The organism is Mesorhizobium sp. B2-3-14 (assembly GCF_006442175.1).
GTDB lineage: Bacteria > Pseudomonadota > Alphaproteobacteria > Rhizobiales > Rhizobiaceae > Mesorhizobium > Mesorhizobium australicum.
Genome location: NZ_VFVP01000016.1, coordinates 1 through 24,411, shown reverse-complemented (window position 1 = coordinate 24,411; position 24,411 = coordinate 1). Strand labels below are relative to the sequence as shown.

The following is a 24,411-nucleotide window of genomic DNA, read 5'->3' as shown; positions in this document are numbered from 1 at the left end:
AGGAGTCTCGATGTGACCGCTTCGCTCGCGTGATAACAAGCACGACAGTAAAGTGCGGCAGACAGGAAAAATGCCAAGATAGATGGCACATTCCGCCAAGAGAAGATGGAAGTTACGATTTTTGTACGCTGCGATGATTTCTGTTTTCATCGCAGTGGTGGGTGGATTTGTATTATACAATAATATGCATAAGCCCGAAGATGAGGCGAAAAGTACAAAGATATGGCATTCACTAACCTGGAGAGTCCAGCTCTATACGCGTAAGGTGTTTGGGGGAGTTCCGGACTTGTCCTGGTCGGAGCTTCTTCAGATGACGAACCCTTCGAGCGGGTTCGTTTTGACCACGACGGTGACGGAAGGGCGCTCCCTGGATGCCGCCGTCAGCAATCCTTTTGTCAGTGCGGAGGATCGCGCCAGCGGCGCCGATATATTTCGCAGGAACTGCGCGGCCTGCCACGATGGATCGGGGACACACGCTCCGCTTCTCGACCGGCCACTCAGACACGGCGACAGCGACCTGGCCATCTACAAGGTCGTGCGCGACGGTATTCCCGCAACCTCCATGGCGTCCCACGCCGATCTGCCGTTCGACGACCGTTGGAAGGTCGTAAGCTATATCAGATCGCTCCAAGCCAGGACTTCGGCCACGAGCGACGACAACGCGCCCCATCTTGATATCCGCGTGAAGGGCGACGATCTGATTGCTCCGAATTCGGGCCAATGGTTGACCTATTCGGGTTCGCTGGACGGTCGGCGCTATTCGCCGCTCTCCGAAATCACAAAGGACAATGTGCCCCGGCTTCGTGTCCGCTGGATCAGCCAGCTCGACACCGATGACCGTGTTCTAGAGGCGACGCCGCTTGTCATCGGCGGAGCGCTCTTCACCAGCGTGCCTCCTGCCGGCATCGTTGCCTTCGACACCATATCGGGCAAGGTGATCTGGAAGTACGACAGGCCTTTGCCCGATAATCTGCCGATGTGCTGCGGCAGGGTAAACAGAGGCGTTGCCGTTCTCGGCAGCACGCTCTTCCTGGGCACTTTGGACGGCGTCCTCGTCGCGGTGGATGCCAACACCGGCAAGGAGGTGTGGGAAACCCAGGTAGCCAAGCCCTCCGAAGGTTTCACGATGACCGGGGCGCCTCTGGCCACAAGCAATGCCGTCGTGGTCGGCGTTGCCGGCGGCGAGTTCGGCATTCGCGGATTTCTGGCGGCCTACGATCCCGCGAGCGGCAAGCAGCTGTGGAAATTCAACACCATCCCCGGTCCTGGCGAACCGGGGCACGAGACGTGGAAGAACGACGCCTGGCAAACCGGCGGCGGCCCGACATGGGTGACGGGTAGCTACGATCCGTCGCTCGATCTCGTGTACTGGGGCGTGGGCAACCCGGGCCCGGACTATAATGGCGACGTACGCCCCGGCGACAACCTGTACACCAATAGCGCGGTCGCGCTGCATGCGGACACCGGCAAGCTCGCATGGCACTTCCAGTTCACGCCCCATGACGAACACGACTGGGACTCCAACCAGACGCCTATCCTTACCGATCTCACCATCAACGGCGTCAAACGCAAGGTGATTTGCTGGGCCAACAGGAACGGATTCTACTATGTGCTCGACAGGGTCACCGGGGAATTCCTGACCGGCGTGAACTTCGTGGAGCAGAATTGGGCCGATGGCCTGGATCACGCGGGGCGGCCGGTCCTATCGGCGGGCGCTTCGACCCAGGGGCGCCTCATACGGCCGGGCGGCGGAGGAACGAACTGGCAAAATCCGGCCTTCGACCAAGGCCGAGGGCTGGTCTTCGTGCCGACGACCGAAGGGGCATCGATTTTTACGAAAACCGATCCGGACAATGTCCAACGAGGGGAGGGGGGGCTGTTTGTCGCAAGCGGGGCCGCGTGGGTTTCTCCGCCGGTGCGGGCCGTGCGTGCGCTCGATGCTGCGACTGGCGAGAGGAAATGGGAATTCCGCTCCCCCACGGCAAAGGACTCAGGTTACGGCGGCCTGCTGGCGACCGCCGGCGGGCTGGTTTTCGGCGCCTCCGGAGGGGTGCTGTTCGCGCTCGACTCCGCCTCCGGCCAGGAGCTTTGGCGCGTGCCGCTTGGCGGAGAGACGAGAGCCGCTCCGATCTCGTTCACCGTCGACGGCCGGCAGGCCATCGCGATCGAGGCCGGCCGCGCGCTGTTCGTCTTCGGACCGTAGGACTCGAGCTCCAAAAACACGGTTTCGGCGGTCCCTGAGACAACATCCGAAAGGATTAGGCGCGCACCAACCGAATGACCTATTCGGCGGCAGGGCCTCGTCCAACAGGGCATTCCGACCGCCTATTGGCGTTCTCGCCCAGCTCTTTGAGCCTCGGTAGGCTCTGCACCATCACTATCTGCTTGAGGAAGATGCGCGATGAAAGTCATGGTAACCGGCCATCAAGGCTATATCGGGTCGGTGATGGTGCCGATGCTGCTTCGTGCCGGGCATTCGGTGACGGGGTATGACAGCGATCTCTACCGGCGCTGCACCTTTGCCGCTGGGGGCGAGCGAGCTTCAATTCCATCCGTCCAAAAGGACGTCAGGGACGTGCATGCGCGCGACCTCGAAGGGTTCGATGCCGTTATCCACCTTGCGGCCCTTTCCAATGATCCGCTGTCCGACCTTGATCCGGACATCACTTATGAAATCAACCATCAGGGGAGCGTCCGCTTTGCCAAGGCAGCCAAGGACGCCGGCGTGTCGCGCTTCCTGTTCGCCTCGTCGTGCAGCAATTACGGACAGGCGGGCGACGGGATGGTCGATGAAACTGGCGAACTGAATCCGGTAACGCCCTATGGTTGGTCCAAGGTCCTTTCAGAACGGGATATTTCCGAACTGGCCAGCAACAGCTTTTCTCCCACCTATTTCCGCCCCGCCACGGCCTATGGGCTCTCGCCGCGGCTCCGTTTCGACATCGTGTTGAACAATCTGGTCGCGTGGGCGGTCACCAAAGGCGTCATCCTCCTGAAGTCCGATGGAACACCGTGGCGGCCGATCGTCCATATCGAGGACATTTCCAGGGCATTCATTGCCGGGCTGGAGGCGCCCCGCGAGGCCATTCACGATCAAGCCTTCAATGTGGGACGAACCGACCACAATTACAGGATCCGGGACATCGCCGAGATCGTCGCCGAGATCGTGCCCGATTGCCGGCTTGAACTCGCGCCCGACGCCGGACCCGACAAACGCTCCTATCGGGTCAACTTCGACAAGATCGCGCTTGCCCTGCCTGCCTTCAGGCCACAATGGGATGCGCGCAAGGGTGCCGAGCAACTCTACCAGGCATACCGGAAGTCGAATGTCACGCTGGAGGAATTCGAGGGGCCGCGCTTCCAGCGTATCGGTCATATCAGGCATCTGTTGACCAGCGGACTTTTGGACGAGCGGATGCGGGTCGCTGGAGTATCCAAGCCATTGGAGGAGGCGCTCGGATAAGCTGGATGGAACACCTGAACCCCGCCGGGATCGGGCCGCCGCCGGCAACCGGAATCGGTCACGAGATTTATGGCCTGGCCGAACGTCTGTTTCCCATCTGCCGGAGCATCACGGGAAACGGCGTGCGAGCAACGCTGGATGTCTTGTCACAGCATATCGAGTTGGAACGGCACGAAGTGCCCACCGGGACGCAGCTGTTCGACTGGACCGTTCCAAAGGAATGGAACATACGCTCGGCAACCATCACAGGCCCGGACGGACATACGGTCCTCGATTTTGCGGACTCCAACCTGCACGTCGTCAACTACAGCTTGCCGTTCAAGGGGATCCTGACGCTCGCCGAACTGAGGCCGCACATTCATACGCTGCCCGATCAGCCGCAACTGATCCCCTACCGGACCAGCTATTACGCCCCGACCTGGGGCTTCTGCGCAGCCCACGTCGGTGTGGCTGACCTGCCCGACGGTTTCTACCATGTGGAGATCGACGCCGAGCTCGAGGACGGCAGTCTCACATACGGCGAATACCTGCACCGCGGTCAGACCGAGCGGGAGTTCCTCCTCTCGGCGCACATTTGCCATCCCTCACTTGCCAACGACAACTGTTCGGGCTTGGCGCTGCTGGCGATGCTGGCGAGAGGTCTCAAGGCAAGGAAGACACGGTACAGTTACCGCTTCCTATTCGCTCCCGGCACGATCGGCGCGCTCGCGTGGCTGTCGCGCAATGAGGACCGAACATGTCTCATCGACCACGGTCTGGTGCTGTCATGCGTTGGCGATTCAGGAGGCCCGGCATACAAGCGCAGCCGCCGCGGCGACGCCTTCATCGACCGAGCCATGTCCCACGTGCTGGGGCATCGCGCCGGGGCAAAGCTGATGGATTTCTCCCCATATGGTTATGACGAGAGGCAGTATTGTTCGCCGGGCTTCAATCTTCCGGTCGGCATGTTCCAGCGAAGCGTCCACGGCACATTTCCCGAATACCACACATCGGCCGACAATCTTGACTTCATCAGCCCAGAGCATCTCGAGGATTCCTTCCGCATCTTGATGGAGGTGATCGACATTGTCGAAGAGGACTGGACGCCGTTGAACCGCTTGCCCAAGGGCGAGCCGCAGCTCGGCAAGCGCGGCCTTTATGCAGCCGTGGGAGGGCAGAAGTCGTCGGGGGCGACGTCGATGTCCCTGCTTTGGGTGCTGAACCTCGCCGATGGGCAGCATTCGCTCCTGGCCATGGCGGAGCGCTCGAACCTGCCCTTCAAGGAACTGGCCGCCGCTGCGAAACTGCTGTTGGAACATGAGCTCCTGGTAGCCTCATGAGGCCGTTACGGTTCGCCGTCTGACAAGGGGCCAACTTTTGTCCCTTTCCGACATGGCCGTCGGCATCAAGGGCCATGCGATGGAAAAGGTGGGGTCATTGTAGAGGACGCCGGTCGACGCGTTGGGCGTATAGAACTGTGATATGAGATACGAGACCTCGGTGCCGTCGGTTAGGGTCTGGAGGCCGTGGGCGAAGCCGGCAGGGATATAGAGCTGCTTCATGTTTTCGGAAGTCAGCTCGAAACCAAGCCACTTGTAGCGTGTCTGCGAATTCGGACGCAGGTCCACGACGACGTCAAAAATCGCGCCGCGGACACAGGAGACCAGCTTGACCTCTGCGTAAGGCTCCTCCTGGTAGTGCAGCCCCCTGAGAGTTCCCTTTTTGATCGAATGAGCCCGGCTGTGCTGGACAAAGCGCGTCGCCAGACCACAATCGGCCATCTCCTTCTCACAGAAAAGGCGGGTGAAAGAACCACGGTCGTCAAGCATGGGAGTAGGCTCGATCACCCAGACCCCTTGAAGCTCCGTTTCGGTGAACTGCATGCCTTGACTCCCCGGCGCCGAGCGAGACTGCCGCATCAATTGTCAGCGTCGCCAGCCCACGCTGTAAGGGCTACCTAAGCCTTAGCTGGCCTCTCCGATAGCGGTATGTGCGGATGAAAGCTGACTACCCGTTCGGCGAGCCTGGCGTCGGGATCACCGCCGCCGGCTCGCTATAAGGATTAACGCGCCCGACGGATTGGCAAATCGAAGCGGAGAGGGCCGGATCCTAACCTGCCGTCATGTGCCTACTCAGGCGCGGCAGGCATGGGTTCTGCGGAGCGGACCCGCGGGTTAGGTAGAAGACAGGAGCGGGGAATGAATATTCAGGCTATCGAAACCGTTCGCGGTCACGGTGCGGCAAGCCGGGATGTCGGTTGCAGGCTCTGCGGGTCGCGCCTGCGCCACACCTTGGTGGATCTAGGCATGTCCCCGCCTTGCGAAAGCTTCCTGCAGGCCGAGCAGCTTGACCAAATGGAAGCTTACTATCCGCTCAACGTGCTTGTCTGCGACACTTGCTACCTGGTGCAGCTCAAGGAGTATCTGAGCCCCGAGACCATTTTCAGCGAATATGCCTACTTCTCCTCGTTCTCGTCCAGCTGGGTGGCTCATTCGAAAGTGTATTGCGAGGCCATCACCAGACGGCTTGGGCTTGGCCGTGACAGTCTTGCGGTCGAGCTCGCAAGCAACGATGGCTACCTGCTGCAGCACTTCCTGCCACTGGGCGTTCCGGTTTTGGGCGTCGAACCGGCAGCCAATGTTGCGCGCGCCGCGATCGAGAAAGGCGTGTCCACCCGGGTCGACTTCTTCGGGGTCCGGCTGGCAAATCAACTGGTCGGGGAAGGACGTCGCGCCGACCTGATCATTGGCAACAACGTCCTGGCACAGGTCCCGGACCTCAATGACTTTGTCGCCGGGATAAGAATCCTGCTCAAGCCTGAGGGCGTGGTCACGCTCGAATTTCCGCATATCGAGCGGCTGATGGCGGAGAACCAGTTCGATACCATTTATCATGAGCACTTTTCATATTTCTCGCTGCTGACGATCGAAATTATGGCGGCGCGCCACGGATTGCGGCTGATCGACGTCGAGGAGTTGCCCACCCATGGCGGCTCGCTGCGCGTCTATCTCGCCCATGATGGCAGTCGCTGGGGCGTGGATGACAGCGTGGGCAAACTTCTCGCCCGAGAAAAGCGGCACGGGCTAACGGAGATGATTACCTATGCCTCCTTCGGTCACAAGGCGCAGCGCGCCAAGCGCGACCTGTTGGCGTTCCTTATCTCGGCCAAAAACGAAGGGAAGAAGATTTGTGGCTACGGCGCTCCAGGCAAGGGCAACACGTTGCTCAACTACTGCGCTATCGGCACCGACTTCCTTGACTTCACGGTCGACCGTAATCCTTACAAGCATGGTCGCTTCACACCGGGGATGCATATCCCGATCAAATCCGTCGAGGCCATCGACGAAGTCCGGCCAGATTACATCCTCATCCTGCCGTGGAACCTGAAGGACGAGATCATCGAACAGATGCGCCATGTCGCCTCCTGGGGTGCAAGGTTTGTGGTCCCAATTCCTTTTGTGGCGGTGATCGATCCATCGGAGTTAGGCAGATGAAAGTTGTCCTCTTCTGCGGCGGTCGCGGAACCCGGATCCGCGACTATTCCGACAGTATACCCAAGCCGATGATCCCGCTTGGCCATCAGCCGATCCTGCGCCATGTGATGCAGTGGTACAGCGATTATGGACATGACGAATTCGTCTTGTGCCTGGGCTACAAAGCCAATGTCATCAAGGATTTCTTCCTCAACACACGGCCGCAGACCTTTTCCGATTGCGTGGTCACGCAAGGAGGTCAAGACGTGAAACTGCTCGGAGACCAGGTCAAGGACTGGAGCATTACCCTGCTTGATACCGGGGTCTGGCGCAATATCGGCGAACGCCTCTGGGCGGCAAGGGACCAGGTTAAGAACGAGAAGATGTTCCTGGCCAACTACTCCGATGGTCTGACCAACGTCGATCTCGACGACGTGGTGGCGAAATTCGAAGCCAGCGGCAAGATCGGTTGTTTTCTCGCAGTGCGCGCACCACTGACATACCATTTGGCCGATATCGCGGAAGACGGTCGCGTGCGTGAGTTCCGCACAACTGATACCTCGGAGATCTGGATCAACGGCGGCTACTTCCTGTTCCGCCCGCAAATCTTCGACTATATGCGCGATGGCGAGGAGCTCGTTCTGGAACCTTTCAGACGACTGATCGACGACAACATGCTCATGGCGTACAAACATGATGGCTTCTGGCGATCGATGGATACGCTACGCGATTGGCAATCGCTCGAAGACATGGTCGAACGGGGCGACATGCCCTGGAATAGAAAAGTTACCGCCGAGAAAACCAGGCGCGGTCTGGTGATGGCCGCTTCATGAGAGGGCTTGGCCTCGCACGTGGCGGGGAGGAACTCTCGATCCTCTGCCTTGGCGCCCATTCCGATGACATCGAGATCGGCGCCGGCGGCACTATCCTTGGTTTGATCGCGTCGGGGGTGAAACTGGACGTCCACTGGTGTGTGCTGAGCGCCGGCGGCCAGCGGTCGGTCGAGGCCCGCGCTTCGGCCGAAGCGTTCCTGAAAGGATCGAAGTCGTCCGTAATCGACATCGCGGATTTCGAAGACAGCTATTTCCCGGCCCATAGCCGGGCGATAAAGCAGCGGTTGATAGATCTAAGATCTCGCGTCCATCCCGACCTGGTGCTGACCCATGCGAGGTTCGATGCCCATCAAGACCATCGGGAGGTCAATCAACTGACCTGGAATGTCTTTCGCGATCATCTTGTGGTCGAATACGAGATTCCCAAATGGGATGGCGATCTTTGCCAGCCAAATGCCTACGTGCCGCTCTCTGCCGCAGTGCTGGAACGCAAGATCGAGCTCCTGCAACAGCACTTCGGCACGCAACGCTCCAAGGACTGGTTCGACCGCGACACATTCGCGGGGCTGGCGCGATTGCGCGGGATGGAGTGCAGGGCCCCGGAACATTTCGCCGAGGCGTTTACACTCAGAAAAGCCAGACTTCTTTAGCGGATTTCCGTCCCGATTTGCTTGAGGGCTTGTCTGAGCCGAGGGGGCGCATGGTTCCTGGGGAAGACTTCGGGTCGGGCTTTGCCTTCAGGAGCCATTCTCGACGTGGTTGGCGATCTTCGCACGACACTTTTGGCGCACCACGCTGCCAGATCGGGGTTACCGGCTCATGAAGTGGGTACGAGCCCGCGGGTTTCTGATTGTCGTTTGGTCTCACTGCTCGCTGGCCGAGGGTTCTGTGAGACGGCCGATATCTGGGCCTGTGCATCGCCATTGTTGAAGCGACGAAACACGATCTGCGAGGGGCGGCCGACCAAAAATTGGCTTGCTCCCGAATCCATGGCCTTCGCGTACACGCCCAGAGCACCATCGACGGCGTCTATGGTTTTCATGACCGACGCGTCGTCGTGCGTGTAGCTGACGACGAGAGATGGCATGAGGACACCACGCTTGATCGTCTCCTGCAGGAACAGGGAACGGTATGTCTGTGAGGGCTTGCCGTCCTGGTCAAGCGTGGCGTAGGCGAGACAACTGGGACGGCCGACAACTTTGAAGTGCCGATCCAGTCCATGGCGTCTGCAAACCTCCGTGATGCCTTCCTTCAATTTCGTTCCCTGACGGTGCAGGTGTTCGATGACGGACTGGTCCTGATAAACCCGCATGGTCGCGATGGCCGCGGCAAGCGCGTGGGTTTCCGCACCATGCGTGGTCGACAGCAGAAAGACACGGGGGCGATCCGTATGCTCGAGCCCACCCAGCCGCATATATTCGCGTTTGCCTGCCAGGGCGGAGACCGAAAAACCATTGCCAAGAGCCTTGCCGAATGTCGACAAGTCCGGTTCGATGCCATAGAGCCTTTGTGCTCCCGCTGCATGCCACCTGAACCCGGTGATCATTTCGTCGAGAATGAACAGCGCGCCATTTTCCCGGCAAAGACGCTGGACATTATGCAGGAAGCCGTCGGCCGGATCGTCGCCACGGGAAGGTTCCAGGATCAGAGCGGCTACCTTACCCGGGTGCCTGTCGAACAAATCCTTCACACTAGCGATGTCGTTGTACCGGAAAGTGAGGGTCAGGTTTTGAACCGCTTCTGGAATTCCCGCATTCATCGGTGTGGTGCCGATGAACCAATCGTCTGTCGAAAAGAAAGGGTGGTCGGCGCAGCACGCGACGAGATCGCGACCCGTGTAGGCGCGGGCAAGGCGGACGGCGCCTGACGTCGCGTCCGATCCGTCCTTGCAGAATTTGACCATCTGCGCGCCGACAAGTTCAAGGAAGGTTTCGGCGCAGTCAACTTCGATCCTTGCGGGGCGCGTGAAGTTGGCTCCGCCTGCAAGCGCCGCCTCCACCGCCCTGAGCACCGTTGGGTACGCATGCCCCAGCCCGACGGAACGGTTGCCCATGCCGTATTCGATGTATTGGTTTCCATCGACATCCCAGACGTGGCACCCCAGACCACGTTCGATAAAGCCCGGCGCGAGAACGGGATACTGATCCTCGCCTTTCGCGTAGGTGTGGCTGCCGCCCGGGATCAGCTCGCGGCCACGTTCTTGAAGGCGTCCCGATTTGCGAAAACAGAGGCTTTGCTCAGGCATGCGGACTGCTCCAGTTCGACAGAAAGTCTAGATGTCTGAGCCTGGATTTTCGCGTTCTCCATAAGGTCACCGGTTTAGCACTTATGGTGGATGGTTGGCCCGATTGTGCGGTCTTGTGCGGCAAACGCGCAACTGACAAGCAGTATCAAGGCGCAAGCGAATGAATTCGCGCAGCGTTGCCTGCGGCCGGGAGCAGCTAATCCAGCGTAGGTTGCTTGAACCAGGCTCAACACTGGGACCCTGGGCGAACAGCCGGCATGTCCGAAATGCTGATGAGCATTTGCGCCGCGGCTGCCGCGAACTACGACCTCTGACCCGCGGACAACCCGGAAATTCCAGGCGATCCTGCCAAATAGCAGTCCCCTGCGTGATCACGCCATTCACGAAAAAGAATCTTATGGTAAACAGCTAGCAGCGGTCGATTCCCCCGGGATGTAGCCGCTCAGAATGAAGCCCGCCCGGGTCGCTACCGTGGCGGGCTTTTCGTTGACGGCGACGCGCTTGGTGCGTTCGCTACAACAAGACCGCGATCGTACATTGAGGGAGGCGGCGTGTGATTGCGATCACCGTTCAGCCGCAGTTCCTTCCGCGAAGAGATCATTGACCTTGTATGCGACTTCCGTGCGGTTGGTCGCCTTGAGCTTCTTCATGATGTTGCGGATGTGCACCTTCACCGTGCTTTCGCGCAGGTTCAGTTCAAAGGCGATGATCTTGTTGGCCTTGCCGCGTCGGAGCGCCTGCGCGACCTCAGCCTGCCTGAGCGTGAACATGCCGGTCAAAGGCGCATCACGGCTGCCTGAATCTATCAGGTGCCGCATAGACAGAACGCTACTTGCCGGAACGAAGATGCCTCCCGCTGCCGCAAGATTGATTGCCTCGACACAGACATCGATCCCTACAGAGGTTGGAATGTAGCCACGCGCGCCACATTCGAGAGCCGTCAGTATCTGTGCGAGGTCTTCGGTGTCCGCCAAAATCACTACGGGCACTGACTTGAATTCGCTCGAAATTCGCCTGATCTGGTCCGCGATACCCTGGTCGGTGACTTTCCGGCCACCTAGGTTGAAGAGAATGGCTGCAAGGGTCATCCCCTCTTTGGCGCGCCATTCGGCAATCGATCCCATGGCCTCGACGGCCAGGCCGAGATCGTGGTCGTCCAGCGCCGATGCGAGACATTCGCGGTCGAGCGCCCTGCCGTCCAGGATGAGCAGACATTCCCTGCCTGCTCGCTGCACCATTCCCGCTCCGCTTGACGGGATTTCTGCCTGATCTGCCGAAGTATATTTATGCAGTCCTACTGTGGAGCCCATACACTTACCCACCCTTTTTCCACGCGATCCGCCCTGCGGCGGCCAATTAGCCCCTCACTCTTCAGTTCCTCCAGAAATTTAAAAATAGCGCCCACCATTTTGGGAGCTTCAGCTGGAATTTGCCCAGCTTTGCACTCACTGCTGTTCCCTGTTCCCAATCCCAACCAGAACAACCTAAGCTTATGGGCTATTTATGAGCCAGCGCTAACTTAGATTAACATTTGGTTAAATTTTTGAATGTGCGAAAAACACTAACGGCTAGCCCCGCCGCGGACGCTACCGTTTTAGGTAAACATGCGAGCTGGCCCGTCGATGGATGTTGTGGAGCGTCTGAATACCGCAGGACATCGCAACGCTGCGAAGGTGAACCCATCCGAAGACAGCTGGCCTCGGCGGTCCTCATCCCATAGGCGTAGCCGAGGACTACCCCTCCGGCAGTCAATAGCCACGTATCACCAAAGCATCGGTTGACTGCATAGGCGCCGCCACTGTCATCTAAGCGCCTGCTTCGCGCAACGCTCAGCCAAAGGACCGCGTAGGGCAACTCCATGGCGCTCCTTGGACGCTGTGGCAAATGCCAGCTCGTTTGGTCGGAAAGGGGAAGGCAAATCCGCCAGCATCCCTAGCGGACATGAGGTCCGAAGCAGCACACGGTGCCGCCGCACTTACACCGACAGCTACGCCATGTATAGCTCGGGCTCAGGCGGTCCCCTGGGGATCATTCTCGGTCAGCCAAGATGCGTCCAGAACAGGTCCGGCATTCTGGACATCGGCTTCGAAGGCGTCGATCAACCTTTTGGCGGCTTTGCTGGCGATATGGCTCTCAGGGTAGGTGGCCTTCACGGCCCGTGCACACTCGTAAACCTCCTTGAGTTTCCTAACCTGCTTGAGCCCTAACGCGCGATATACTCCATGGCTGGTCATATCGCCTCTCCTCCCTGTAGTGGAATTCTCCGCTGCCTGGCCTACTACGCGCCTGCATTGACAGAGAGTTTCCTGGCTGAAAGCAAAAAACTGCGTGCGACTGTAGTAAGGTCGTCGGCTTCCCGGGTCGAGGCGTTCTTTAGGGGGCCCGCCGGAACCAGGGCTTAGCCATTCGCGGGAGGGTACGACCCGCTTCGCGCCTCCGTCGCAGACCTGTTTGTTGTCGAATTGTGCTCAGGTGCATGTTTTGGCGCGACGTTGATGGGGACATTCGATCACTCAACGCCAAGCGCTTTTGAGCGCACGCCACCACCTTGACTATCAAGGCCACGGAAGGGATGTGGGGACGAGCATTGGCGCGCTCTACCATCGCCGGTGGAAGGCTACCCCCTTTGACTCACTTGCTCAGGACATCCAGCTGTCGAAAGATTAGCGATCGGACAGCTCGCTGTATCCGCCCACCTATTGGAATGTAAAGAGCCTGAAGTCGTTTCTCGATACCAGCGGCCTGGGTGTGGGGTTCGGCAGCTCAAGAGCATCGAGTTGGCCGATCGCTGTCCTTTCCCAGTTGGGATTGTTCGGGTCGCTGATGATGGGTGTCCTGCTGTGTGTCCTGGCTAGGGGGCTGGGGGCGGTTCGGCAATGGGTGGCCCCAGAAACAGACGCCGTCGTGGTCAGCGTCAGGAATGCTGCCCTTGCAAGCATAATTGCCATGTCGGTATCGGGCGGCAGCGCTGATCCAGGCATCCTCTTTTTCATTGCACTTGCAGTCGTTTGCGCCACGAGAGTCAGTGCTCGGCGCGGCATTGCGGCATTCGAGCGATCTAGCCCGGCGTCCGGCGACGGTGCGGCCAAAGTCGTGTACTCCGGTTCCGCCGAGTTGGCTTTGCGACGGCAAAGGTTGCTGGCAATGTGTCAGGGCCCGGTCATGTTCAAAATGGACGGGGATATTGACTAACCGGCGAGCCTGGGCTCGATCGCCCTTGGCTGGGGCGCCGGTCGCCTGGCAAGAAGAGGAGGGTTGCCGCCAAAAGCTGGTCGCAGCCTACGGGCTGTGCCGAACAAGTGCAACACGCTGGCGCCACACGCCTGCCTGACCTGACCTGCGCATCCGACGGTTACATCGTTGCGGGGCAACTCATCCGTGCGAAGCTGATGCCGGGTTTGGGGATTTTCAGAAGACTTTTATATTGCAATCAATATTTGCTTCCATCACGGGCCTACGGCTTTCGTCGGATACGACTACCGAAAGCTTGCTTTGCAGCTCGCCCTGAACTTCGTCCTGTGCCATGGCGACCAGCATTCTGACTGCGTCTACCCGGGCCTCAAGCGCACCGACGTAATGGGTGCCCTCGGTGTCGGGAAAATGGGATTTGCCGTCCCGGACATCGAAAAAAAACAGTGGCATTTTGCATCCGCGCTTAACAACAAACCGCTCGTCAAAGCGGGGTTTTGCATCTTGCTCACGGCTGCTTAGGGCATTCGCCCACAAGATTCTAGCAACCGCAGATGGTCAACCGGAGACGGTTGTGGAGAACTCAAATCCGGTTGATCACAAAATATTAAAAAGGTTCGATTGGCCGACAAAACCGTTTCCCGAGACTTCGCCTTCTGCACCGTCGGGAAAGCGACAGCCATCGCCTTTTCAAAAGCAGTGTCGGCCCGCTAAGGCCGCAGCAGGCGTCGAGCCTGAGCAGGCTCAACCAAACTGATAGATAGGCCTGAGGAACGGTTCCGGTAAGCTACCGCCTCGACAAGCGCATTCGTGTCGTTTTCATCGTGCGGAGTTTCCTTTCGTGCCTCTGAATTTCATTGCCGAAGCCCGGCCCAACACCTTCGCGTTTGAAACCTCTGCGCTGATCAAGGCATGCGGCTTCAGGGAATATGACGCGCGCTGGTGGTTTGGCCAGGTCGCGCCCGAACTCAACCTGATCGGCGTCCAGGCGTTGGGTATGGGGCTCGGCACGATGATCCGCCGTCTCGGGGTTGGGCCTGACATCGTCACCGGACATGATTTCCGTTCCTATTCGCTTGGCATCAAGCTGGCGTTGGTTTCCGGGCTGATGGCGACCGGCGCACGGGTGAAGGATATCGGTCTGGCGCTGTCGCCGATGGCCTATTTCGCGCAGTTCGCGCTCGATACGCCGTCGGTGGCCATGGTCACGGCCTCGCACAACGAAAATGGCTGGACCGGCGTCAAGATGGGAGCGGCGCGGCCGCTGACCTTCGGCCCCGAGGAGATGAGCGCGCTGAAGGCGATCGTGCTGGCCGGCGATTTCGACCTTGTTGGCGGCGGCTCTTATGATTTCGTTTCCGACTTTCGAGAGACCTATCTCGACGATCTGACCCGAGACAAGCGCATCACACGTAAGCTGAAAGTGGTCGCCGCCTGCGGCAATGGCACTGCTGGTGCCTTCGCACCTGAGGCGCTGGAACGCATTGGCTGCGAGGTGATCCCGCTCGATGTCGAGCTTGATCATACGTTTCCAAACTACAACCCCAATCCGGAAGACATGCAGATGCTGCATGCCATCCGAGACAAGGTGCTGAAGACAGGGGCCGATGTCGGGTTGGGATTCGATGGCGATGGTGACCGCTGCGGTGTCGTCGACAATGAAGGCAAGGAGATCTTCGCCGACAAGGTCGGCGTCATGCTGGCACGCGACATTTCCAGCCAATATCCGGGTTCGACCTTCGTCGTCGACGTCAAGTCGACCGGACTGTTCAACACCGACGCGGTGCTGCGCGCCAATGGCGCTGTTACCGACTATTGGAAGACTGGCCATTCCTACATCAAGCGCCGGGTTGCCGAACTCGGCGCGATCGCCGGCTTCGAAAAATCGGGCCATTTCTTCTTCAACCCCCCGATCGGGCGCGGCTATGACGACGGACTGGTCACGGCAATCGCCATCTGTCAGATGCTGGACCGCAACCCCGCCAGTTCGATGGCCGATCTCTACAGGGCCCTGCCGCTGACCTTCGGCACGCCCACCATGTCGCCGCACTGCGCGGACGATGTGAAGTACGGCGTGGTCGAACGGGTGGTCTCCGATTTCCAGGCTCTGAAGCGGGACGGCGACAGTTTCGCTGGCCAAAAGATCGGCCACCTCGTCACCGTCAATGGGGTGCGGGTCGTTGCCGAGGACGGCACCTGGGGTCTGGTGCGCGCCTCGTCGAACAAGCCGGAACTGGTCGTGGTCGTCGAAAGTCCGGTCTCGTCCGAGCGTCGCCGCCAGATGTTCGATGCCGTCGACGCCGTGTTGCGCCGCAGTCCGGAAGTCGGCGCCTATAACCAAACTTTTTGAGCGGGCCAAGCGGCGAGAATGGCGGCTTGGTGCAACTGACTATTGCAAAGTGGGACGACGGGCTCTTGCATCCTCAGGCTCCAGGGCAGGCTCTGCCGGGGTTCGCAGCGTCAAAGGTGTGCCGTAATGGGCCACCCGCAAATGGTCCCTCAATTGCATCTCCCATCCAGCGTCAGGGGTGAACCTTTGGCGAGCGCTGGGATAACCATCATGATTTCAAACACACCGCGGCTCGGCTGCAACAGGTGCAAACTTGCTCTTGTCGGCGATGAGACACGACCCTCGAATGTCCTGAGATGCCCTGGGTGTGGGGCTTCAGACACGTGCGAGAATGTCATGCTGGAGATTGACGAAAGGCGAGCCGAGGCGCTCTCGCGCGCCCTTTGCCGCCCAGAAATGCGGCGTGTAAGAACGGGTCGGACAAAAGTGTACCGTTTCGCGCTCCTGTTTGGGACAGGGCGGCTCGTGCGAGCCGACGTCAAAGACGGGCAGTAGCATCGCGCCGGCGGGCGGCCTTTGCCAGGCCGACAGCAAACGCCAAGATCAGGTGCTTCTGTTGACGTGATCGCGAGCCGTAATGGCAAGCTGTACTCCACGATTGTCAATTGGCTGCCATGCACCTTCCTCAGGCGAACGATTTGCGGGCAGTATGCAAGCTGTATGTAGCCATCTGAAAAGAGCAATTTAGGTAACGGCCCGCACCGCGGCCCATGGCAGCTGCCGGAAGTAGGCGCGACTTCAGAATTCGTCGGAGGCTCTTAGTCCGTAAGACCTACTTGAATATTTGCCAGACTATGATGCATCCTGAGGCCACAAATGGTCCTTGGCCCGGTTACCTCAGTGCTGAGCTAGTGGCACTCTGACTACGGTCGTCGAAACGGAGCTCAACAATGACGCCCAAGCGCTTCACCCGCCCGGTTCATGTAATTGTGGGACTTGGCTTTGCGCATGAGGTGTCATCTGTCATGGATGCCTATCAGCTTCTCGACGAATGGGTCGGGTTCCGCAGCCCAACACATGCGGCCACACTTGCGCTTTTCCGGTCTGCCCTTGCAGACGACGAAGATGCGGAAACGGCTCGCCTTGCCTTTGAGGCATTTGCTCGATCTCAGGGAATTCTCGCCGCGGAGGAAATCGTGTCCTCTGGTGGTGCTGCAGAAGAGTGGATGACAGCCTATGACAGACGGTCAGAAGTCGTGGTTGATGGCTAGTGCACGGTGGCCAACAGTGACTTCGGTTTTGGGAAGGCGACACGCATAAGACCTACGTAAAGCGCGTCGCCTGAAATCCGTCTCGACGCGAAGCGCTTCAGGCGATGACCGCAGCGGTCACCCCGGTGGCTTGCAAGCTCTGGACGTGTCCGCACGAGGCCACCTCGGCGGGCGGTCCCGCGACGAGCCTGACGGTTTGTTGACAAAATCGGCAAAGCTCAACCAGATATGGGCTCGGCGAGTTCGTCGGCCGCTTCACTGACGCCGCAGGCAGCCGCGCGCTCGAGCCAGACCCGGCCGGCCGCGGGGTCGCACTCCCCGGCCAGGCCATCGACGAGGTAACGCCCGAGCATGAGCTGGGCTTGGCCATGACCACGCGCGGCAGCGGCGGCGAACCATTTCTGCGCCGCCTTGTGGTCAACCGGCAGGGCCTGGCCAGCACCGTACAGCGCACCTAGTGCAAACATCGCCCCAGCGTGGCCGTCGAGAGCGGCCTGCTTGAACAACTGCGTTGCGACCTCTGGCTCGCGTGCGCCACCGCGCCCGTTGAGCAGCATCTCGGCAAGCGCGACCTGTGCGTCGAGGACGCCGGCTTTGCCCGCCCGGGCAAACCAGAGGCGGGCCTGCCTTGGGTCCGTCGCCACGCCGCGGCCATCCTGGAGGAGGCGGGCATACATATATTGCGCCTCCGCGACACCTTCGGCGGCCCGCCTCAGCCACTGCGCCGCTTGTGCCTCGTCCTGGCGCACGCCAACGCCGTTGGCGAAGCAGAGCCCGAGATTGAATGCTGCAATCAGGTCGCCCGATGATGCGGCGGCCTCGAACCAACCGGCAACGCTTGCGCCGTCGTCCGGCTCGCCGGCTCCTCCGAGGACGAGATTGGCGAGGTCGATCTGTGCGTCCTGATTGCCGGCATTGGCAGAGGCGCGCAGCCAGCGTGCTCCCTCTTCGACGTCCTCAGCCACGCCGTTCCCCGTTAGGTAGAGAGAGGCCAGGGCGCGGGCGGCGGCCTGGTGACCCGCTTCGGCCGCCCGCCGATACCAGTTTGCCGCTTCCGCAAAATCGGGCCGCTGGTTTTTCACATAGCGATCGCCCAGGAGATAGGCGGCCTCGCTGTTGCCGGCCAAGGCGGCACTGCGCATCCAGGCCTCGCCGGCAGCGGGATCATGGTCGACGAGGCCCCCATCAATCAGTGCCAAGCCCAGCCGGAACTGTGCGGAGGGAAGGCCCTTCTCTGCGGCGGCCTGATAGAGTCGAGCGGCGGCCGCCAGGTCGCGTGAGACGCCGAGCCCGTGCTCGGTGAGGACCGCCAGAAGATAGGTTGCGGTCGGCAGGCCGGCGTCGGCCGCGCGTCGTACCTCGGCCGCAATCCTGACCCGGTGTTCGCGATTGCCACACCGGGCGAGCGACAGGGCAAGGCCAAGACATCCTTCGGCACAGCCGGCGGAAGCCGACTTCTCGTACCAGTGATGCGCCGCATCTGCGTTGCGCATCGGCTTGGGGCCGCTGGTGAGGATATAGCCAAGGATCGCCTGTCCGGTTGGCGAGCCCGCCTCGGCGGCCTTGGTGGCCAGTTCGAACGCTGCCGTGAAATCCGGTTCGCCTGGGCGGTCGCGTTTGAACAATTCTTCCGATCCGGCGCCTTTACTGGCGGCTTCCGCCGGGACCAGCCCGGTCACGTAGAGAGCGGCAAGGAGCGCCTGCGCATCGGCGTTGCCGTGATTGGCTGCCCGCAGCAGCCAACGCGCGCCTTCCACACGGCTGGGCGGCACACCCGCTCCCTCGAGATAGCAACGCGCGACCCGGTATTCGGCGTCGACCATTCCCGCGCGCGCCGCTACCGCCACCAGCGGAAAGGCTTCAGCTGGTTTGCCGGCGTCGAAAAGCTGGATAGACCGGCGCAACGCTGCCGCCGGGGAGACGCGTCCAGCCAGCCGATGCAGAATTGTCATCGATCCCGAACCTCTGATTGCTCCGATCCTCTATGGCTCCCGCATCGCTTCCTGGCTGACCGGGAGCATCACTGCGAGTATGTACTTGAGCACAGTACGCCGACCGACCTTGACGTCGGCGGTCACCGGCATTCCGGGGCTGACGGTGAAACCGGCAGGCACGCCGTGAAGAGCGACCTGATCGATGGAAATGCGCACGCGATAGAACGGCTCGGCGTCGGAAGGCAGCATAGCCAGCGAGCTGTTCGGATCGCGCGCTTGCTCCTGGGCAGAAAAGGAATCCGGGCTGAGCGTCCGCACGGTGCCATGCGCGAGCCCGTATTGCGAATAGGGGAAAGTGTCGAACTTGATGACCACCTGGTCGCCGACATGGACGAAGCCGCTGCTGCGGCCGACGATGTTTGTCTCGATCTCGAGCGGCGCGTTAGCCGGCACGAGCGTAATCAAGCGCTCTCCGGACTGCAGTACCGATCCGACCGAGACCTTGGCCACCGATTGGACGGTGGCGTCGGCTTCACTCTTCAATTCGACCAACTGCTTGCGCAGCTTTGCCTTGTTGAGAAGTTCGCGCGCGTCGGATATCCGCGAACTCGCCTCCGACAGACTTTGCGAGACATCGGCTCGCCATCCCTGGATGTAGCCGTCGCGCTCGGCGGCCACGGCCTGCTGCTGGAGCCTTGCGGCTTGGGCCGTCTGCTCGGCATTGCCAAGCGACCGGGACATTTCGGCGCGATTGTCTTCGGCCAGCAGCGTGTTGAGGCGGCTGCCCACCTGCCGTGCTTCGAGCTGCTTGCGCATCTGTTCGATCGAGGCCGCCACAGCGAGCCGCTGGCGGTAGCCGTCGGCATCCGACAGCGAACGCGAGATCACGGAACCGAGTTCGTCGCGCTGGCGGTCGAAATTTTCGACCTTGGCGTCGTAGACCGCCTTGCGGCGCTCAAAGATCGATGCCTGCAGGGTCCAGCTTGGGTCCAGACCGTCATAGTTGAAGACCTTGCCGTCTGCTTCCGCCTTCAGGCGCGCCACTTCGGCTTCAAGCGTCGAAACCTGCATCGCAAGCGCCGCCAGGTCGGCCGAAGCAAAGGTCGCATCGAGGCGAGCAAGCACTTGACCGGCCTGAACGTGCTGTCCTTCACGAACGTCGATGGAACGCACGATCGCCGTCTCCAGCGGCTGCACGAGGATGTTGGGCGCGTTTGACACCACCAGCCCCCTTGCCGTCACAACCTGATCGACCGGTATTAGTCCTGCCAGGGCGATCAGCGCCATGACGAGGCTCGCAATGATCCAGACGATGGCGCGCGCCGTGCGCGGAATGGGTGCATTGGTGACGGCGCTTGACGGCCACTGGAACTCCAGTATGGCAGGGGTTGTTGGATCCCTCGTTTCCATCCGCTGCCGCCGGGCGGGGAGGGCGATGAGCGAGGTGCTACTCATGGGTTACAGGACCTGAAAGCGTAGATTGTCTTGGCATCGTCAAACCAACCGAGGCGGTATGGCGACCGGACGGCCTTGGCGGCCATCGAGGTGCCGGTTTTGCTGCGACCACAGCTGGCGGTAGAGCGTGCATCGCTCGAGCAGCGTCGCGTGCGGCGCGACGTCGAGCACCTTACCCTGATCCATGACCAGGATGTTGTCGCATTCTGTCAGCGAGGACAGCCGGTGCGAAACGATGATCATGGTGCGCCCGCTGGCGATGCGCATGAGGTTGGCGCTGACCACTGCCTCGCTCTCGGGGTCGAGCGCGCTGGTCGCTTCGTCGAGGATGAGGATTGTTGGATCGTGGATGAGGGCGCGCGCGATCGCCAGCCGCTGCTTTTGACCGCCCGACAGATTGGGCGAACCTTCCTCGATGTAGGTGTCGTAACCATTGGGCATCCGCTCGATGAATTCCTGGGCGCCGGCGAGATGCGCGGCACGCATGGCGTCGGAAAGCGTCAGCCCTGGGCGCCCGGCGATGATGTTGTCACGGATCGAGCCGCGGAACAGAAAATTGTCCTGCAGCACCACGCCGAGCCCTTGGCGAAGATGGCGCAGGTTGATCTCCTTGAGGTCGACGCCGTCAAGCTTGAGGAAGCCGCTGTAGTCACGGTTGATCCCCTGCAGGAGGCGCGCGATGGTCGATTTTCCCGACCCGCTGCGCCCGACAATGCCGAACATGGTGCCGGCAGGGATGTGGAAGCTGACCCGGTCGAGCGCTGGTGTCTTTGTAGCGATATAGCCGAAGGTCAGGTCGCTGAACGCCACCTCGCCGACGAGCTTGGGTCTCAGGCCGGTGGAATTCGAGCTGCTCTCCAGCGGCCGATTGAGAACCGACGCTGCCTCGCCGATCGCCGCTCCGACCTCCTCATAGTCTTCAACCAGTCGCGCCAGGCCGACCAGCGGCTGCGCCACGCGCTGGGAGATCATCATGAAGGCGAACAGGCTGCCGACCATGTAGCCGGACCGGTCGTTCATGGCGAGATAGGCGCCGATCAGCATGGTGCCGAGCACCATCACGCGTTCGATCGGCGTGACCAGGGTCTGCGGCCAGCTGGCGAGCTGGCCGAAGGCGAGACGGGCCTTTCCCGCTTCAGCCACCCGTTCATCCCAGAGCGCCTTGCGCTGGGGCTCAAGGCCGAGCGCCTTCACCGTCTTGATGCCGACGACAGTTTCGCCGAGCGCCGCCGACTTCCAGGTCTCGGCTTCGACCACCCGTTGGTACCTGCGGCGCAGCGGCTTGAGATAGGCAAGGATGATCAGCATGATCACGACCGCGCAGGCCACCACGACCCAGGCCAGCGTGGCGTTGATATAGAACATTACAGGCACCAGCACGCACAGCGTGATCAGATCCAGGAACGTGCTGAGGAGCTTTCCGGTCAGGAATTCGCGGATGCGATAGACCTGGGCGAGGTGATACATCGTCTCACCGGCCGGATGGCGCTCGAAATAGTCGAGCGGCAGGCGCAGGAGCCGGCTGAAGACGTGCAGATGCAGCTTGGTGTCGAGACGGGCGCCGACGACGTTGATGATCAGCCGCCGCGCATGGCCAAGCAGGGTCTCGTAGACGAAAACCACGGCAATCACCGCGGACAGGAGCACCAGAGTGGACAGGCTGTTGAACTGCAGCACCTTGTTGACCAATGTCATGACCATCAGCGGCGGCAAGATGGTAAGGACACTGAGCGTGAAGGAGGCAATGGCGATGTCGCGCAGGGGGCGGCTTTCGAGCCGCACCAGTTCGGCCAGCCAGTGCAGGGTGAAAGGCGCGTCCGCTGCCACATGCGACCGAGTAGGGCGCAGCAGCACGGCCTCGCCCGTCCACACCTGGGACAGCCGCAGCTCGTCGACGGCGGTGACCTCGCCGTCGTCTGGCGCGTCAGCACTTTTGAGGAAGACGACGTTGCGCTCGGCACTCGCGCCGGTAAGGAGACCCGCGCCGCCATCGTTGAATAACAGGACGACCGGTCCGGTGTCCTGGAAGCGCAAGAGGTGGGCCCAGCGGATGCGTATGGCGCGCGACCACATGCCGGCGTTTTGCGCCCACTCGGAGAGATCGGCGGCGCTCGGGACCGGGTTGGCCGTCCTGAATTCCGAGGGATCGAGTTCGACGCCGTGATAGCGGGCGGCCCGCAGTACGGCCTTGAGGCGCGCGCCGAGCTGGTCGAGCTCGGCGGGACCGCCGGGCGCATTCTGGCCGTCCGCCTGGTCCGCCGCAGCCTCTACTTCGGTGCCGGCGCGGATCCGGAGCGGCTGATTGTCGGCATTTACGGGAACGTTTACCACAGGCTTCTCATCCGGTACGCAGCGCCAACGATCCACAAGGCCCAGGGCCGAGGCGTTTCTGCCGAGGTTCCTGGCAATGACGCACTGTACTCCGAACTGATCGGGAGCGCGACTCTCATGGCTTTTCCTCTTTCGACATGATGAACGCGCGGGGTGCCGATTTCCAGCAAAGCCCGCGCGTCCTTTTCAACTTTGACCAGTCACCGTCCAGTCCGTTCGCCGCTCACTCATGTGGCTTCAAGAGATCCTTCAGGGTCGTCTTGCCGGTATGGTCGTTGCTGGCGTAGCCGGCGCCAGGCTTGGTCTGGTCGGAGGTAAGATCCGTGCTCGCCCCCGTCGGCTTGTTTTGGTTCTGACCGGATCCGCTGATCGTCTTGAGGACATTGAGCAGGTCTGTCGTCACCGATGTGGCTGCAAGCCCGATCAGGTTGCGGAACGACGCTTGGCCGCCGGGGTCACTGCCGTTGCCGGTCGAGCTCGACGGCAGGAATTGCGTCGTGTCCTTGAGCCCCAGCGTGCTGGCCGTGACGTTGGCTTTGGAACCGCCGTTTCCGTTGCCAGAGTTGCCCTGACCTTGGTGTGAGCTGTTGTCGGCATTGTTATGATCTCCGGAATTACCCGGCGCGGGCTGTTCTCCGTTGCCGTGGCCGTTGTTGGCATGACCAGTGTCACCACCACCCGAACCGGTTCCTCCGGTCGGGCCTGTCGAACCTGTTGCCCCGGTAGAACCAGTCGCACCAGTGGACCCCGTGGCACCAGTCGAGCCTGTGGCACCGGTCGAGCCAGTCGCACCGGTAGACCCTGTGGCACCGGTTGCTCCAGTCGACCCGGTCGAGCCTGTTGCTCCAGTCGAACCAGCGGCGCCTGTATCGCCTGTGGCTCCAGTCGAACCTGTTGCACCCGTATCGCCGGTCGCACCAGTAGCACCGGTTGCTCCAGTCGACCCGGTCGAGCCAGTCGCTCCGGTTGCACCCGTTGAGCCGGTGGCACCAGTCGCCCCGGTCGAGCCTGTTGCACCAGTCGAGCCTGTTGCTCCGGTCGAGCCAGAGGCACCGGTCGAGCCCGTAGCACCCGTCGAGCCAGTCGCTCCGGTATGGCCAGTCGCGCCAGTGGAACCCGTGGCACCGGTTGAGCCGGTCGCTCCGGTTGCACCGGTATGACCTGTCGCACCCGTCGAGCCCGTAGCACCCGCCGAGCCAGTCGCTCCGGTATGGCCAGTCGCACCAGTGGACCCCGTAGCGCCGGTCGAGCCAGTCGCTCCGGTCGAGCCAGTCGCTCCGGTATGACCTGTCGCACCAGTGGAGCCGGTTGCACCGGTAGACCCTGTGGCACCGGTTGCTCCAGTCGACCCGGTCGAGCCTGTTGCTCCGGTCGAGCCAGTCGCTCCGGTCGAACCTGTCGCTCCGGTGGCACCGGTATGACCAGTCGCGCCAGTGGAACCCGTGGCACCGGTTGAGCCAGTGGCTCCGGTTGCACCGGTAGACCCTGTGGCACCGGTTGCTCCAGTCGACCCGGTAGACCCTGTGGCACCGGTCGAGCCTGTAGCTCCGGTTGCGCCAGTCGAACCAGTGGTGCCCGTATCGCCGGTCGCGCCTGTGGCTCCGGTTGCTCCAGTCGAACCTGTGGCGCCCGTATCGCCAGTCGAACCCGTGGCTCCGGTTGCTCCGGTCGAGCCTGTGGCACCTGTATCGCCAGTCGAACCTGTGGCTCCGGTTGCTCCGGTCGAGCCTGTGGCACCAGTAGATCCTGTAGCGCCGGTTGATCCGGTTGCGCCCGTATCACCGGTTGCTCCGGTTGAACCCGTGGCACCCGTATCACCGGTCGCGCCTGTGGCTCCGGTTGCGCCGGTCGAGCCTGTGGCACCCGTATCACCGGTCGCACCCGTGGCTCCGGTTGCTCCGGTCGAGCCTGTGGCACCAGTAGATCCTGTAGCGCCGGTTGATCCGGT

17 protein-coding genes are annotated in these 24,411 nt (G+C 61.2%); 8 read left to right on the top strand and 9 right to left on the bottom strand.

The features are described 5' to 3' along the window. The first annotated feature begins 310 nt into the window (after positions 1-310). The 3 genes from FJ950_RS27595 to FJ950_RS27585 all read left to right on the top strand — a co-directional run bounded on the left by FJ950_RS27595 (position 311) and on the right by FJ950_RS27585 (position 4,782). Entirely contained in the window at positions 311-2,203 is a 1,893-nt protein-coding gene (locus tag FJ950_RS27595) for a PQQ-binding-like beta-propeller repeat protein (protein WP_181171470.1), read from the top strand. A gap of 198 nt (positions 2,204-2,401) precedes the next feature. Then, the gene (locus FJ950_RS27590; RefSeq protein ID WP_140620164.1) at positions 2,402-3,463 is read left to right on the top strand and encodes an NAD(P)-dependent oxidoreductase; all 1,062 of its coding nucleotides are present in this window, start codon (positions 2,402-2,404) and stop codon (positions 3,461-3,463) included. Positions 3,464-3,468: 5 nt separating this feature from the next. Beyond that, a complete protein-coding gene (locus FJ950_RS27585) occupies positions 3,469-4,782 on the top strand; it encodes a DUF4910 domain-containing protein (RefSeq protein ID WP_140620162.1) in 1,314 nt (437 codons plus the stop codon). On the opposite strand, the gene rfbC is transcribed toward FJ950_RS27585, so the two are convergent. Further along, the gene (gene rfbC / locus FJ950_RS27580; RefSeq protein ID WP_140620160.1) at positions 4,777-5,325 is read right to left on the bottom strand and encodes a dTDP-4-dehydrorhamnose 3,5-epimerase; all 549 of its coding nucleotides are present in this window, start codon (positions 5,323-5,325) and stop codon (positions 4,777-4,779) included. The genes FJ950_RS27585 and rfbC overlap by 6 nt on opposite strands. Before the next feature lie 315 nt (positions 5,326-5,640). Here rfbC and FJ950_RS27575 point away from each other — a divergent pair, with 315 nt between their 5' ends. The 3 genes from FJ950_RS27575 to FJ950_RS27565 are packed head-to-tail and all read left to right on the top strand — an operon-like array spanning position 5,641 to position 8,398. Beyond that, positions 5,641-6,936, top strand: coding sequence for a class I SAM-dependent methyltransferase (locus tag FJ950_RS27575; protein ID WP_140620159.1), 1,296 nt, complete (start codon positions 5,641-5,643; stop codon positions 6,934-6,936). After that, complete coding sequence (locus tag FJ950_RS27570; protein WP_023774755.1) at positions 6,933-7,748, top strand: sugar phosphate nucleotidyltransferase; 816 nt, start codon at positions 6,933-6,935, stop codon at positions 7,746-7,748. The genes FJ950_RS27575 and FJ950_RS27570 overlap by 4 nt, the downstream gene beginning before the upstream one ends. After that, positions 7,745-8,398: a PIG-L deacetylase family protein gene (locus FJ950_RS27565; RefSeq protein ID WP_140620157.1), complete on the top strand. Its 654-nt coding sequence runs from the start codon at positions 7,745-7,747 to the stop codon at positions 8,396-8,398. The genes FJ950_RS27570 and FJ950_RS27565 overlap by 4 nt, the downstream gene beginning before the upstream one ends. A 167-nt stretch (positions 8,399-8,565) precedes the next feature. Here FJ950_RS27565 and FJ950_RS27560 read toward each other — a convergent pair whose 3' ends face one another. From FJ950_RS27560 to FJ950_RS27545, 4 genes are all read right to left on the bottom strand, one after another. Further along, on the bottom strand, positions 8,566-9,993 hold the full coding sequence (locus tag FJ950_RS27560; RefSeq protein WP_140620155.1) for a glutamate-1-semialdehyde 2,1-aminomutase: 1,428 nt from the start codon (positions 9,991-9,993) through the stop codon (positions 8,566-8,568). 563 nt (positions 9,994-10,556) lie between these two features. Next, entirely contained in the window at positions 10,557-11,231 is a 675-nt protein-coding gene (locus FJ950_RS27555) for a response regulator transcription factor (protein WP_246681391.1), read from the bottom strand. A 771-nt stretch (positions 11,232-12,002) separates the two neighbouring features. Beyond that, the gene (locus FJ950_RS27550; RefSeq protein WP_140620151.1) at positions 12,003-12,227 is read right to left on the bottom strand and encodes a hypothetical protein; all 225 of its coding nucleotides are present in this window, start codon (positions 12,225-12,227) and stop codon (positions 12,003-12,005) included. A 1,174-nt stretch (positions 12,228-13,401) separates the two neighbouring features. Next, entirely contained in the window at positions 13,402-13,635 is a 234-nt protein-coding gene (locus tag FJ950_RS27545) for a hypothetical protein (protein ID WP_023781630.1), read from the bottom strand. A 388-nt stretch (positions 13,636-14,023) separates the two neighbouring features. Here FJ950_RS27545 and FJ950_RS27540 point away from each other — a divergent pair, with 388 nt between their 5' ends. Further along, positions 14,024-15,532, top strand: coding sequence for a phosphomannomutase/phosphoglucomutase (locus FJ950_RS27540; protein WP_140620149.1), 1,509 nt, complete (start codon positions 14,024-14,026; stop codon positions 15,530-15,532). Between the two features lie 890 nt (positions 15,533-16,422). Next, positions 16,423-16,743 carry a DUF982 domain-containing protein gene (locus FJ950_RS27535; RefSeq protein ID WP_140620147.1) on the top strand — a complete coding sequence of 107 codons (321 nt, stop codon included), beginning with the start codon at positions 16,423-16,425 and terminating at the stop codon, positions 16,741-16,743. A 218-nt stretch (positions 16,744-16,961) separates the two neighbouring features. Here FJ950_RS27535 and FJ950_RS27530 read toward each other — a convergent pair whose 3' ends face one another. The 4 genes from FJ950_RS27530 to FJ950_RS29975 all read right to left on the bottom strand — a co-directional run bounded on the left by FJ950_RS27530 (position 16,962) and on the right by FJ950_RS29975 (position 22,866). Further along, the gene (locus FJ950_RS27530; protein ID WP_140620145.1) at positions 16,962-18,695 is read right to left on the bottom strand and encodes a tetratricopeptide repeat protein; all 1,734 of its coding nucleotides are present in this window, start codon (positions 18,693-18,695) and stop codon (positions 16,962-16,964) included. 30 nt (positions 18,696-18,725) lie between these two features. Beyond that, on the bottom strand, positions 18,726-20,087 hold the full coding sequence (locus FJ950_RS27525) for an HlyD family type I secretion periplasmic adaptor subunit (RefSeq protein WP_246681390.1): 1,362 nt from the start codon (positions 20,085-20,087) through the stop codon (positions 18,726-18,728). A gap of 84 nt (positions 20,088-20,171) precedes the next feature. After that, a complete protein-coding gene (locus FJ950_RS27520; protein WP_140620142.1) occupies positions 20,172-22,463 on the bottom strand; it encodes a peptidase domain-containing ABC transporter in 2,292 nt (763 codons plus the stop codon). 223 nt (positions 22,464-22,686) lie between these two features. After that, a complete protein-coding gene (locus FJ950_RS29975) occupies positions 22,687-22,866 on the bottom strand; it encodes a hypothetical protein (RefSeq protein WP_246681389.1) in 180 nt (59 codons plus the stop codon). Positions 22,867-24,411: the final 1,545 nt, after the last annotated feature.

What these genes read in the sequence shown, in the direction of transcription:
- FJ950_RS27545 (WP_023781630.1), bottom strand. Translation starts at nt 13,635, where the DNA reads ATGCCACTGTTTTTTTTCGATGTCCGGGACGGCAAATCCCATTTTCCC.
- rfbC (WP_140620160.1), bottom strand. Translation starts at nt 5,325, where the DNA reads ATGCAGTTCACCGAAACGGAGCTTCAAGGGGTCTGGGTGATCGAGCCT.
- FJ950_RS27585 (WP_140620162.1), top strand. Translation starts at nt 3,469, where the DNA reads ATGGAACACCTGAACCCCGCCGGGATCGGGCCGCCGCCGGCAACCGGA.
- FJ950_RS27530 (WP_140620145.1), bottom strand. Translation starts at nt 18,695, where the DNA reads ATGACAATTCTGCATCGGCTGGCTGGACGCGTCTCCCCGGCGGCAGCG.
- FJ950_RS27590 (WP_140620164.1), top strand. Translation starts at nt 2,402, where the DNA reads ATGAAAGTCATGGTAACCGGCCATCAAGGCTATATCGGGTCGGTGATG.
- FJ950_RS27570 (WP_023774755.1), top strand. Translation starts at nt 6,933, where the DNA reads ATGAAAGTTGTCCTCTTCTGCGGCGGTCGCGGAACCCGGATCCGCGAC.
- FJ950_RS27525 (WP_246681390.1), bottom strand. Translation starts at nt 20,087, where the DNA reads ATGGAAACGAGGGATCCAACAACCCCTGCCATACTGGAGTTCCAGTGG.
- FJ950_RS27575 (WP_140620159.1), top strand. Translation starts at nt 5,641, where the DNA reads ATGAATATTCAGGCTATCGAAACCGTTCGCGGTCACGGTGCGGCAAGC.
- FJ950_RS27535 (WP_140620147.1), top strand. Translation starts at nt 16,423, where the DNA reads ATGACGCCCAAGCGCTTCACCCGCCCGGTTCATGTAATTGTGGGACTT.
- FJ950_RS27550 (WP_140620151.1), bottom strand. Translation starts at nt 12,227, where the DNA reads ATGACCAGCCATGGAGTATATCGCGCGTTAGGGCTCAAGCAGGTTAGG.
- FJ950_RS27555 (WP_246681391.1), bottom strand. Translation starts at nt 11,231, where the DNA reads ATGGTGCAGCGAGCAGGCAGGGAATGTCTGCTCATCCTGGACGGCAGG.
- FJ950_RS27565 (WP_140620157.1), top strand. Translation starts at nt 7,745, where the DNA reads ATGAGAGGGCTTGGCCTCGCACGTGGCGGGGAGGAACTCTCGATCCTC.
- FJ950_RS27595 (WP_181171470.1), top strand. Translation starts at nt 311, where the DNA reads ATGACGAACCCTTCGAGCGGGTTCGTTTTGACCACGACGGTGACGGAA.
- FJ950_RS27560 (WP_140620155.1), bottom strand. Translation starts at nt 9,993, where the DNA reads ATGCCTGAGCAAAGCCTCTGTTTTCGCAAATCGGGACGCCTTCAAGAA.